Genomic DNA, 13,754 nt, shown 5'->3' with positions numbered 1-13,754 from the left:
GTCTATAAATTTTTATCAAATATTCTGCGTTGATTCAATAGGGTATTCTTTTATTAGACTATTAAATTTTCTTTTATAAGCAATATAAATTAGTACAGCATCAACTATCCATTGAATTACACAAATCCACCAAAAGTATGTTACTGAGCTTTGAGTTATATAAATGAAGTAAAATACTAATGGTAATCTAATACACCATCCTGTAAATAGAGATACCTTAAATGGTATTTTTGTATTACCTATTCCTTTTAGAGCGCCTCCATATATCATGGAAATTGCCATACTAGGCTGTTGAAGTGCTGCTATCATTAAGCATTTAGCACCTAAGGAAATAACTTCAGCTTCACTACTATTTATAAATAGACCAATCAAAAATTTAGGCATAATTATAAACAATGAAGCTGTACAAATCATTGAAATTAATCCTAAAATTGCACAGTTATAAGCGTATTTCATGGCACCTTTGTAATCTTTTTCACCATATTTATTTCCAACAATTGTCGTACATGCTACAGCAAATCCCCAGCCAGGCATATAAGATAGTGATTCTAGAGTTGAGGTTATTGTATTAGCAGAGAAAGCAACAGTTCCTAGCCTCATTATCATAAAAGTTGTAAATAACCTACTAATACTAAAAGCACCTTCTTGAAGTGATGCAGGTATAGACAACTTAAATAAGGTTTTAGTCTTTTCTATAGTTAAGGATTTTAAATATTTAAATTTAATTTTAATCTTAGACTTTTTAAAGGTATAGTATGTAGAAAATAAAAATCCACAAATTTGAGCAGTTATAGTTGCTAATGCAGCACCAGTAACTCCTAATTCAGGAGCGCCAAACTTACCAAAAATTAGTATATAGTCTAAAGTCATGTTTATTAATATTACTATGAAGGATGTTATAAGAGGAATTTTTGTATTTCCATAAGCTCTTTGTATTGCTGAGTAAAGGCTAGTTATCATATTAAATACAATTCCAAAACAAACAATTCTTATATATCTCATAGCAATTTCTAGGACCTCAGGTTCACAACCGGCAGCAGTTAAGAGTTGTTTAGAAAAAATAAAAATTATAACAGTACAAATTATGCTAATTATAGTACCTACTACAAACCCAATAGTAGCATATTCCTCAGCAGTATCATATTCTTTAGCACCATAACGTCTTGCTACAATAGAGGTTATGGCAATAGATACACCCATAGCTATAAAAATATTAGCAAAGGTATATAATATTTCTCCAGAAATGCCAACAGTACTAACGGCTATTTGTCCTCCATATTGTCCAATCATAAGAGTATCTAAAACCCAAACCATCATGTATAAAACCATTTCTCCAACGGCAGGCAGTGCAATGGTAAGTACACTTTTAACTTCTTTTTTGTTTAACATATAATTACCTCCCCCCTTTTAAATATCAACGTTACTTAATTATATCAGAAGCAAATTATACTGTTAATAACAAATGACAAAATAACAATATTTTTGTTATTATTATGAATATTATTAATAATTAGTAAATTAATTCTATATTTATTAAAAAATATGTAGAATATGGTATAACATATTTTAAAGAGGCGGGTATTTTAAACTTTAGGGGGAGAGTTTATGAAAGAATTAAAAAAGAAAGATTTTGAGGTTGTTGGTTGTAAGATTAAAGAAAAAGAAATAATGGGGGAGAGGAATTTAAGTTATTGGCAAAGTGTAAAAATAAAATTTTTAAAAAATAAATTTGCAATTTTAGCTACAATTATTTTATTAGCTGTAATTTTAATGACCATTTTTTCTCCGCTTTTTACAAAATTTGATTACTTCGAACCTGTTAAAGAGAAAAATTTAAGGCCAAATAGTATTCATTATTTTGGTACTACTGATGAAGGAAGAGATATTTTTGCAGGTGTATGGCAGGGAGCTAGAAGTTCATTAGGTATTAGTTTTATTATAGCATTTTTAAACTTATCTATAGGAATAGTTTATGGAGGTATTTGCAGCTTTTATGGTGGTATTATTGACGACATAATAATGAGAATACTAGAAATAGTAACAAGTGTGCCACTTATTGTAATAATAACGCTAATGTATCTTATTTTAGGACCTGGGCCTTTAAGTTTGATTCTTGCTATGACAATTAATGGATGGGGAAATGTTGCAAGGGTGATTAGAGGACAGCTATTACAAATAAAGGAACAGGAATATGTTTTAGCTGCAAAAGCATTAGGCGCTAGTACTTCTAGAATTATCTGTAATCATTTAATTAGAAATGTAATTAGCGTAGCAATAGTTACTATAACTATGGAAATTCCTAACGTAATTATACTAGAAGGATTATTAAGTTACGTTGGATTTGGTATGAGATATCCTCTATTAAGTTGGGGATCACTTATGTATAATACAGGGTTTTCACTTATGTTTTATCCATATCAAGTATTTATTCCAGCTTCTATTATGACCATAACTATAATTTGCTTTAATGTTATAGGGGATGTTTTAAGAGATGCATTAAATCCTCAAGAATCCATATTGTGATAGGGGGGATAAAGTATGAAAAGAAAGAGTTTCTATACTGCAGTTATATTAATATTTGTATGTATATTTGCATTTCATTATTATCTAAACTATAGGGAAGCAATTAAACCACCTTCAGAAGTATGGGCAAAGGAAGTATTAATATCTAAAGGAGATATTAAGCAATATCCTGCTTTAACTGGGTATAATGATAATTATATTGTTATTCACCAGAACGGAGATGATATAAAAGTAATAATAGTAGACAAGCTAGGTAAAGTGTTAAAGAAAAGTAATTTTAAAGCAGATGGGAAAGAACCTAGAGATTTAGGAGTGATTACTGATAATAAAAATATATATATTACCTATATGCTAACAGATATGTATTATAATACAGTAAAAATTTTAAAATTAAATGATAACTTAGAATTAATAGAAAAAAACAAATTGATAAGATGAGAAGTAAACTTGATCTATCAGAAAATATATTATGTATTTTTTATGATGATCATATAGAATTTATTGATTTTCTTAAAAATTCTTCTTCTAAAATTAATTTAAATAATAAAGCAGAGATGCCTACAAGTATTCCTTATAAAGATAAATATTTAATAACATATATATCTGATAGAAGTGCATATAAGTATTTTTTTATAGATAAAAATGGACAAACAACTGAACCTAAAATTGCATTTGATGTACAGGGTGGATCTAATTCTTCTTTCATTTCAAATACTATTACTTATAAAGAAAATGATATATATGCAATTGTAGAGTATGTATATAAGAGTACAGAATATACTGTAAAAAACTTCAAATTTTCATTAGATAAAAATGATCTTTATATAAGTGATTTTAGGTTAATGGAAAATTTTAGTGATAATATAGATGAAATGAGGAAATTTAATGTAGATGTAACTAGTTTAGCTAATTATCCAAATCAAGAGGGAATGATTCTAGGGAGTTGTGGAAGAAAGGTTTTTAAGATGAAAGAACAACCTGATATAGTGGAAATTTCTATTGAAGATAATGAAAATTCAATAGGTGGACGTTTTGATGATAAATATGGCGCTGTTGTAAAAAATCCTGTATCAAATAGTAGGAATAACTCTATTTACCCTGTTAGCTATAAAAATGCAATAGTATTTTGTGAACCTATAGGAGATGATAGAAGCAATGTATATATTACTTCAAAAGATGAACAATTTAAATTAGTTAATAATAAGAGTAGAATACTAAGTGAAGCTGTTTCTTCACTTATAAGTACTTCTGAAAGTACACTTTTTGGCATGGCTTATTTAGTGATTTATGGTTCATTATGGATTATACCATCTCTTTCTTTAATCTCTCTTATTTCAATAATCGAATTTAAATTTAATAAAACTATAAGAAAGATATTATTTATATTTACTTATAGTTTAGCTTATCTATTAAAGCTTTATTTTATAAATAAACTATTCTATGTTAACCAAGCGATGCTTATACCATCTTTTTTTAGCTTAAATGTGGGCATAGCATGTACATTATTAATTAGCTTAGTTTGCTTAAGTTATGGATATAAAAGCTATAGTGAGAATTTAGATTATAATGTAATTGTACTAAGTTTCTCAAAGCCAATATTAATAGACTCACTTTTAACTTTAATATTATTTGTTGGTTTTATTATGTAAAAACATAATCTTTATATTGTAAGATATGGCTATTATATAAAGAAACTAAGATTGTTATTGAATATTAAGATAAAAGAAAAATTCTTATTGGAAATTTATATATAATTGTATACTTTAGAACTATAGAAAGTAGAGGGTATATGTGAAGAGGGGAAAATTTTACACAATTGTAGTTGGGATAATTATAGCTATATTTTGTTTTCACTATAGTTTAAATTATAAAGAAGCTATAAAGCCACCAAGTGAAAAATGGGGTAAGGAAGTATTTTTGTCACAAGGAAACATAACAGAGTTTCCAGATATAATTGAATATAAGGGCAATTATGTGGTTGCCCATCAAGATAGTGATAGTATCAAGGTAATGCTAATAGATAAATTAGGGAAAAAAATTAAAGAGTCTCAATTTATAGCGTCTGATAGTGAACCAAGAGATATTGATATTATTACAGACAATAAGAATATTTATATAAACTTCTTATTAACAGGTGCTGATAAAAACACTATTGAAATATTAAAGTTAGATGATGATTTAAATCTAGTAGACAAAACAAGTATAAAAAATGTAATTAATAAAACAAAAGTTTCAGAAAATATAGTAGCAGTTTTTTATGATGGATATGTTGAAATAAGGGATTATTTAATAAACAAAGTTTCTAGAGTTAATATAGATGATAATATAAAGTTATCGGTAAGTGCAAAATATAAGAATAAATATCTACTTGGTTATATGATGGGGTTGGATGAATTTTACTACATTTGGATAGAAGATGGTAAAGTTACAGAACCTAAACTAGGTGGAAATTTAGTTGAAATCTCAAAGGTAAAATTTAGAAATGCTACAATGGCAATTGATGAAGAAAATGTTTATGTTTTAATAGAGTATATATTTCAAGGTAAGGAATTTGGATTTAACCTTTTGAATTTTCCTGTCAACAGTGAAAAAGCTAGCCATTATGGACCATTTGGAGTAAAAATAGGAACAGATAAAAATAAAATTGCTTCGGATTATGATGTTGATATAGGTACTGTAGCTACCTATGGTGAAGAGCTAGGTACATTTTTAGTTAGTACTAGTAGAACAGCAGAAAAATTAAAAAGACAAACAGATATAGTTAAGATGAAAATATCAAAAGATAAAAAGGATATGTCTGGTGAAGTTTTGTATAGAGGAGACTTTAAAGAACCATTATCAAGAAGTAAAAAAGTATCTATAAATCCAGTAAATTATAAAGATTCAGTAATTTTTATTGATTCTGTTGAAGAAGGTAAAGCAAAACTTTATATTACGTCAAAAAATCCGAAGTTTATAAGTGAAAATTCTGGGAATAGAAAAGAGGAAGCAATAAATGCATTTATTCAAACTTTAGAAGGAATGTTTTTCGGAGCTGTTTATATAGTTTCTATGGGACTTATATGGATTATACCAGGTATGTCTATAGTATCTATTGTAGCTCTTATAGAATATAAGTTGAGTAAAAGGCTAAGAAAAATAATGTATTTTGTGATATATGGTATTATTTTTACTATAAAATTTTATTTTATAAATAAAGCTTTTCACATTAGTAGAGTAAATTTCTTACCTAGTTATTATAATAGTGTTGTTGGCTTTTTATGTATGTTTACCATAAGCCTACTTTGTGCTCTATATGGATATGGCAAATATAAAAAAGATTTAGAACACAATGTTATAGCATTAAGAATTCCATCTGCATTGATTGTTGACAGCATTGTAACTTTAATGTTATATATAAGCTTTATAAAATAGTAAATACATTTAATATAGTATATAGTTATTAGGGCAATAGTTATAAAAGGCAAATGAGGTACTTTGGAAAATACTTAAAATTTTTATTATATTGACATAAAAACTACTTTATCATATCATAATAGTAATAATAATATAATGCTATGAAAAGAAGAGTAATAAAGTTAAGTGTTTTAAAGAGAGCTAGATTAGGTGAAAGCTAGTAGCATGAAGCTTTATGAATATGGCCTTGGAGCAGACCTTTTGAGCAAGAGCAAGGGAGGTACGGTAGCAACCGATATATTGCAGGGTGATAAAAGCTTTTTGCCAGTCACTTAATGAGGTACTTATTGTGAAATAAGTATAAAATAGAGTGGTAACACGTATATAACGTCTCTATATGGAAAAATTTCCATATAGAGACTTTTTTATTATAAAATTATAAAAAAGAGATTAGTAATTAATTTCTTTTTCAATTTGAATCTCTTAAAAGGTAGAGTGAAAGTTTATATTTTAAAATACAGGAGGTAAAAGCATGAGCAAAAAACCATATTATATTACTACACCAATTTATTATCCATCTGCAAATCTTCATATAGGAAATACTTATACAACTGTTGCAGCAGATGCTTTAGCAAGATTTAAAAGGTTAACAGGCCATGAGGTAATGTTTTTAACAGGAACAGATGAGCATGGTCAAAAATTACAAAGAATAGCTGAGGAAAAAGGCGTTACACCAATAGAATATATTGATGAAATTGTAGCAGGGATAAAAGAACTGTGGAACATTATGGATATAAAATATGATAAATTTATAAGAACTACTGAGGATTATCATAAAAAAGCAGTTCAAAAAATATTTAATCAACTTCATGAGCAAGGAGATATTTATAAAAGCTCTTATGAGGGATGGTATTGTACTCCTTGTGAGTCTTTCTGGACAGAAACACAATTATCTAATGGAAACTGCCCAGACTGTGGAAGACCAGTTGAAAAAGCTAAGGAAGAGGCATATTTCTTTAAAATGTCTAAGTATGCGGATAAATTACTTGAGTACATAGAAGCTCATCCGGAATTTATTCAACCAGAATCAAGAAAAAATGAAATGGTTAATAACTTTTTAAAGCCAGGGTTACAAGACCTTTGTGTATCAAGAACTTCATTTACTTGGGGAATTCCAGTAGAGTTTGATCCAAGTCATGTTATATATGTATGGATTGATGCGCTTTCAAACTATATAACTGCATTAGGATATAATAGTGAAGACACAGAGCTTTATAATAAATTTTGGCCAGCGGATGTTCATTTAATCGGTAAGGATATATTAAGATTCCATACTATTTACTGGCCTATAATGCTTATGGCTTTAGGATTACCGTTACCTAAACAGGTATTTGGCCATGGATGGTTATTAGTTGATGGAGGCAAAATGTCTAAATCTAAAGGTAACGTAGTAGATCCAGTAGTACTTGTTAATCATTTTGGAGTAGATGCTGTTAGATATTATTTACTACATGAAATACCATTTGGTTCAGATGGCTTATTTAATAATGAAATATTTATTAAGAAAACAAATTCAGATTTAGCTAATGATCTTGGAAATCTAGTTTCAAGAACAGCTACAATGATAGAGAAATATTTTAATGGAGTAATACCTTCACCAGATATTAAAGAAGCCGTAGATGAAGAGTTAATTTCATTAGCACTTGAAACACCTATATTAGTTGAGAAAGCTATAGAAGAATTAAATATATCTAATGCTTTAGATCATGTATGGACATTAATAAGAAGAACAAATAAATATATAGATGAAACAACTCCATGGATACTTGGAAAGGATGAGGAACAAAAGCCAAGACTTGCAACAGTTTTATATAATTTAGCAGAGTCATTAAGAATAGCTTCTGTATTAATATCATCTTTCTTACCAAGTACAAGTGAAAAAATTAATAGCCAATTAAATATTACAGAAACAACATGGGAAAGCTTATCATCATTTAATGGAACAAAATCAGGAGTTAAAGTTTCTAAGGGAGAAGTGATGTTCCCAAGAATAGATGTGGAAGCTAAAATAGCTGAATTGGATAAGATATCTGAAGAAGCTAAAAAAGCAACTGAAGCACCAGTAATGGAGCCTATAAAAGAAGAAATCACAATTGATGACTTTGATAAAATAGATTTAAGAGTTGTTAAGGTTATAGAGTGTGAACCTATTAAAAAAGCTAAAAAATTACTTAAACTAAAGGTAGATCTAGGTGGAGAAATTCGTCAAGTTGTATCAGGAATAGCAATGAACTACAAACCAGAAGAATTAATAGGTAAAAATGTGGTATTAGTTGCTAATCTAAAACCAGTAACTTTAAGAGGAGAATTATCCCAAGGTATGATATTATGTGCAGCAACGGATGATGATAGTAAGTTATTTACAGTAGATCCAGGCCAACTGCCAACAGGTAGTATAGTAAGATAAGTTATCTGAAAGAAAATAAGAAGTTAAATATGTTAGTCTATTTTATATAAGATAAGGCACTAGGTTCCACTCATAGCGTTGCTATGGTTAAGTTCTGACAAGTTAGTATAATGCAAAACAAGATAACATAATGACCTATTATTTTTCAAGATATTTAAAATAAAAAGAGCGTAATAATTATAACGTTATAATTATTACGCTCTTTTTATTTTATCTTGCACTATATTAATATGTCATTATTTTAAAAAAATTATGAATACGGAAAAGTACAGCATGCAAATATCATAACTCTTATTTTATAAAAGTTTATTGACGTATAAAAGTAGATTATTTAGGGTAACACGTAATTGCTGAAGTACTTTGAAAAAAAAAGTTTTTATAATATTTGGAAAATATAGAAAAAAATATATTTATTTGTTACACTTATTGTATAAAGGTTCAATTACCAAATTAATTCATTATGAATTAATTTTGAGCTTTTAGGTAAAAATATGAAATGAGAAATTTTGAAGGAGTGTTGTTTTATGAAAAGTTTAGTTGGAAGCAGAACGGCGGATAATTTAGCTAAAGCTTTTGCAGGAGAATCTCAAGCTAGAAATAGGTATACTTATTATGCTAACATAGCACGTAAAGAAGGACATATGCATATTGCTGCAATATTTGAAGAAACAGCAGATAATGAAAGAGCTCATGCTAAGGTTTTTTTTAATCTATTAACAGAAGGATTAGGAAAAGCTCACATAAAGGTTGATGCAGAATACCCTATAGGAGTGGGAAATACATTACAAAATCTTGAATATGCAGCAGAAGGTGAGAAAGAAGAGTGGGGTACAGCATATCCTGAGTTTGCTAAAATTGCTAAAGAAGAAGGATATCCTGAAGTTGAGTTTGCTTTTAACCATATAATAGAGGTTGAAAAAGCTCATGAACAAAGATATTTAGATTTAATGAATGCGCTAAGAGAAGGTAGATTATATAAAAGAGAAGAGAAACAATATTGGAAATGTAGAAATTGTGGATATATACATGAAGGGGATGAAGCGCCTAAAGTTTGTCCTGCTTGTAAACATCCACAGGGATATTTCGAAATTATGTATGATACTAAAGCTTAGATAAGGCATCTTTAAAAAAATAACTAGTCAGTATACTAGTCTATTTTCCATCACACTGCGTCAACAGAACTTACTCATAGCTTAAACTATGAGCGAAACTTGTTTCTTTGTCTGACCTTTGACTAGTTATTTTATTTCAGATGCCTAAATTCATAATTGACGATAGTTACTTTAAATAATTTAGAAAAGGTGTGATTATTAGTCACACCTTTTTATGTATTCAGCTTTTCTTTCCTTATAGTATATAGGAACTAGTCCTACATACTCACAAACTTGTAGAGCTTGTTCAAAATTTAAACCAATAGACGATGGAATATGAGCATCAGAACCTATAGTTACATATTTCCCTCCAAGTTCCTTATATCTCTTATAAATATCTATAAGATTTTTAGTACTTAGCGAATTATTTAACCGTTTTGTGTTTATTTCTAAAGAGATTTCGTGAGATAAACACAATTTTATAATCTCATCTATATGATCACTATATTCATTATAATATAGCTCTTTATCTTCATAAGGGCAATATCTTGAGATAAAGTCTATATGAGCTAAAGTATTTATATAATTATGAGTTTTTATAGAGTTTATCATATCTTCAAAATAAAGTGAGAATATTTCTTTTTTACTTTTTTCTTTATATAATGACTGATTAAAAGCATCTATTCCATTTACTGAATGTTGAGAACCTATTATTTGGTCAAAGGGATGACAGGAAATTAGTTCATTTTCTTTCTGATAGTCCATATCCATTCCTAATTCTATGCCTATTAATATATTATTACTTCTATAAGAATTATAGCATTTAAAATATTCTTTTAAATCTACTTTAAATTTTGTTTTATCAGGATAATTTAAATCTATATGATCTGTTATAACTATTCCTAAGTTTAAATTTTTAGCTGAATTAATAGCATCCTTTATATTCATCTTTGAATCACTAGAAAAATCAGTATGAATATGAGTATCAAACATATTTGCACCATCCTTAAAACATATTAATTACATTATATCAGTAAAAATATAAGAAGAATATAGTGCTAATAATCTACAGCTTCTTTAATACACATGATATGCAGTTTACTGTAGAAGATTGATAAATTGTTAAAACCTATTGAAAACAATAATAATTTGATATCTTTGATTTGAGATTCTTTTAGATGTCTTATTTTAAATCTTTAGTTAAAAAGACATGATAAAAATCATGTCTTTTGCAAAGTACATTCAAAAATTTAAAAAAGTGAAAAATTTAAAAAATTTAAAAAATAAGCATATACTGGAATTAATTAACTAAAAAGGTTTACAAAGAGAGTTATTACCAATGAATTTGAAAAGTCTACAAGAAAAGCACCTACTACTGGGAGTATAAAAAATGCTTTTGGTGAAGCTCCATACTTTGAAGTTATAGCTTCCATGTTTGCCACTCCATTTGGTGTAGCACCCATTCCAAATCCACAATGGCCTGCTGCCATAACAGCTGCATCATAATCTTGTCCCATAAGCCTAAAGGTTATAAAGTAAGCAAATATAGCCATTAATATTGCTTGCCCAATAAGTAAAATTAGTAGTGGACCTGCTGTGCTTTTTAATTCCCATAGTTGTAAATTTATAAGTGCCATTGATAAAAACACATTTAAACTTATATTGCCAATAATATCTGCACATTTTGAGTTAATTTTCCATTTACCTGTACCTTCTCCTGTATTTAATATTATCGCTGCTACAATCATAGCATCAATGTATGCAGGTAAAGTAATACCTATTTTAGTGAAAATCATTTCTAAGATAGTTCCAAGACCCATAGATATAAAGATAATAGAAGTAGTTTTAAATAATTCTTCGTAATTTACTTTTTCTTTAATCTCTGTATCTGTTGCTACAAAAGCATCAGCATTGTTTTTTAGTTTATTTTTATTAATTAAATTTTTAGCAATAGGTCCACCGATTAAGCTACCACATATAAGTCCAAAAGTAGCAGCTGCCGCAGCTGTAGTTGTTGCACCAGCTAGACCATAGTTAGATTCAAATAATGCCCCCCAAGTTGCACCAGTACCATGTCCACCGGTCATTGTTATTGAACCAGATATAAGTCCTAATAATGGGCTCACTCCTATAGCTTTAGAAAGAAAAACACCAAGTATATCTTGGAATATTACTAATGATAAAGCTGCAATAAAAAATAATCCAACTTGAATTCCACCTTGTTTTATAAGTTTAAAACTTGCTCCAAGGCCTATAGTAGTGAAGAAAGCAAGCATAAAAGGATTCTGTAAAGTTGAATCTAAAGATATGGTCATTATATTGCTTTCAGTAAGTATTAAATTTAATATGGCAAAAATAAGACCGCCTACTACTGGTGAAGGTATACAAAATTTTTCTAGAATAGTTACCTTAGTTTTTATCCATCTACCTATGTAGTAGACAACTATTGCTAAGGCTAAAGTTTGAATCATGTCCAATTTTAACGTCATAATAATTTCCCCCTAGTAATTAATTATTTATATAGATAACTTCATATTTTGAATTATATAATAATATTTAAAATTTAGTCAAATAGATTTTTTTAACATGTAGCCATCATACATATATCGACAGTAATTATATTTACTATAATACCATTTCGAATTAATCAGAAAATTTATCATATTAAGTGCCTATATCTTAAGAGTTATGTTATTATATTTTGTATATTGAATTATGATTTTATATATTAAAAGGGAGTGAAGAAATGAAGTATATTATTGGATCAATGGTAGGTGCAGTAATAGGATATTTAACTAATTGGTTAGCTATAAAAATGTTGTTTAGACCTCATAAGGAATTAAGAATAGGTAGTTTTAAAATACCTTTTACCCCAGGGCTTATTCCTAAAGAGAAAGAAAGAATATCAAAAAGTGTAGGAGAAACAGTAGGAGATCATTTACTAACTAAAGAAACAATATTAGAAGCTCTTTGTAACGAAAATATAAATGAGGGAATTTCTAATTATGTAGGAGAGAAGTTTAAAGAATTACAGAGTAGCGATATCACAATCGAGGATAAAGCAAAAGAGCTGCTAAATGAAAACTATAATAAAATCTATTATGGAATAAGAGATAGCTTATCTAAATCTTTATTAGAGAATGTTAGAAGTATAGAATTTAAAAAAGGAATTTGTGAAGCTATAACTATAGAAATTAAAAATAAACTTAAAAATAATCCTAAGGAGTTTTTAGGTAATAATGTTTATAATACTGTAAAAGGAAGTTTAATAGCTAAGAGCAAAGGTTATATAGATAGTGATGAGTTAAAGAGAAGCATTGAAAAAGTATTAAATGATAAGATGAAAGACTTAGATAATTGCGATAAGTCATTAAATGACATTATACCTAAAGGATTGACAAGCAATTTAAAAATCTATACATATAATAAAAGATATGATATTTCATCTTATATTAAGACAGGGATAAAGAGCGAGAAAGCAGAAGCCAAGATAAAAGATATAATAACTGAAGTTTTAAGTGGAATGAGCCCTATGATTGCTATGTTTATTAAATCAGATAGTATATATGAAAAAATAGTTAATGGAGCAGAAGAATTGCTTTCACAAGAACAAAACATTACTGATATAGTAATGGTAATAAACGATATTGTAGACAAAATTTTGGAAACAAAATTAAGCGAGATAGTTAATAATACATCTAAAGAAGGCAAAGATTCTGCTGTTGAAACTATATCTAATTTTTTCATAGAACAATTAAAGGAAAGTAATATAGTAGAAAATTTATTAAATAAATTAGAAGAGAAATTTTGCAGTATGGAAACTTTAGAAGAAGTACTGAAAAATATGGACTTTTCTTATGATGAAGTTATTAATAATATGGTAATAAAAATTGTGGACAACACTGTATATAAAGAAGAATTTGTGGACAAAATTAAAGCTATAATTGAATATGGACTTAATAGCGTGGTTAAAAAATCATCAAGAAGTTTATTAATAAATACCAATGGGGAAACAGTAAATAAACTTTCCAAAGTATTAATAGACCTATATAAGAAATTCATAGATAATAAAGCACCGCAGCTTATTGAGCGCTTTAATATAGCTAGAATTATAGAGGATAAAATAAATAGTTTTGATGTGATGTTCGTAGAAAAGTTAATATTGGATATTGCAAGTAAAGAGCTTAAGGCTATTACATGGCTAGGTGCATTATTAGGCGGGATAATGGGATTATTATCACCACTACTTTCATCATTATAAACAAAGGGAGAGGTAG

Annotated in this window: 10 protein-coding genes and 1 other annotated feature; of the genes, 7 read left to right on the top strand and 3 right to left on the bottom strand. The window is 28.1% G+C overall.

What is annotated here, in order from left to right; all coding sequences use genetic code 11:
• Positions 1-15 precede the first annotated feature (15 nt).
• Complete coding sequence (locus ACWPW7_RS01785; protein WP_454052150.1) at positions 16-1,389, bottom strand: MATE family efflux transporter; 1,374 nt, start codon at positions 1,387-1,389, stop codon at positions 16-18.
• 216 nt (positions 1,390-1,605) lie between these two features.
• Here ACWPW7_RS01785 and ACWPW7_RS01780 point away from each other — a divergent pair, with 216 nt between their 5' ends.
• From ACWPW7_RS01780 to rbr, 6 genes are all read left to right on the top strand, one after another.
• Positions 1,606-2,523, top strand: a complete 918-nt coding sequence (locus ACWPW7_RS01780) for an ABC transporter permease (RefSeq protein ID WP_454052149.1) — start codon at positions 1,606-1,608, stop codon at positions 2,521-2,523.
• 15 nt (positions 2,524-2,538) lie between these two features.
• Positions 2,539-2,961, top strand: coding sequence for a hypothetical protein (locus ACWPW7_RS01775; protein ID WP_454052148.1), 423 nt, complete (start codon positions 2,539-2,541; stop codon positions 2,959-2,961).
• Positions 2,958-4,172, top strand: a complete 1,215-nt coding sequence (locus tag ACWPW7_RS01770; RefSeq protein WP_454052147.1) for a hypothetical protein — start codon at positions 2,958-2,960, stop codon at positions 4,170-4,172. The genes ACWPW7_RS01775 and ACWPW7_RS01770 overlap by 4 nt, the downstream gene beginning before the upstream one ends.
• A gap of 142 nt (positions 4,173-4,314) precedes the next feature.
• Positions 4,315-5,937: a hypothetical protein gene (locus ACWPW7_RS01765; RefSeq protein ID WP_454052146.1), complete on the top strand. Its 1,623-nt coding sequence runs from the start codon at positions 4,315-4,317 to the stop codon at positions 5,935-5,937.
• Positions 5,938-6,071: 134 nt separating this feature from the next.
• Positions 6,072-6,317 (top strand) — a binding site (T-box leader).
• 134 nt (positions 6,318-6,451) lie between these two features.
• Entirely contained in the window at positions 6,452-8,386 is a 1,935-nt protein-coding gene (gene metG, locus ACWPW7_RS01760; RefSeq protein ID WP_454052145.1) for a methionine--tRNA ligase, read from the top strand.
• A 524-nt stretch (positions 8,387-8,910) separates the two neighbouring features.
• A complete protein-coding gene (gene rbr, locus ACWPW7_RS01755) occupies positions 8,911-9,498 on the top strand; it encodes a rubrerythrin (RefSeq protein WP_039635033.1) in 588 nt (195 codons plus the stop codon).
• A 198-nt stretch (positions 9,499-9,696) separates the two neighbouring features.
• On the opposite strand, the gene ACWPW7_RS01750 is transcribed toward rbr, so the two are convergent.
• Positions 9,697-10,470 (bottom strand): histidinol phosphate phosphatase, encoded by a 774-nt coding sequence (locus ACWPW7_RS01750; RefSeq protein ID WP_454052144.1) that lies wholly within the window; start codon positions 10,468-10,470, stop codon positions 9,697-9,699.
• Between the two features lie 311 nt (positions 10,471-10,781).
• Positions 10,782-11,966 carry a sodium/glutamate symporter gene (gltS, locus tag ACWPW7_RS01745; protein WP_454052143.1) on the bottom strand — a complete coding sequence of 395 codons (1,185 nt, stop codon included), beginning with the start codon at positions 11,964-11,966 and terminating at the stop codon, positions 10,782-10,784.
• A 257-nt stretch (positions 11,967-12,223) separates the two neighbouring features.
• Between gltS and ACWPW7_RS01740 the strand changes: the two genes are divergently transcribed.
• The gene (locus ACWPW7_RS01740; RefSeq protein WP_454052142.1) at positions 12,224-13,738 is read left to right on the top strand and encodes a DUF445 family protein; all 1,515 of its coding nucleotides are present in this window, start codon (positions 12,224-12,226) and stop codon (positions 13,736-13,738) included.
• Positions 13,739-13,754 lie beyond the last annotated feature (16 nt).

It is taken from the genome of Clostridium sp. Marseille-Q7071, from assembly GCF_965112025.1.
This window is presented reverse-complemented; position numbering and strand designations above follow the sequence as displayed.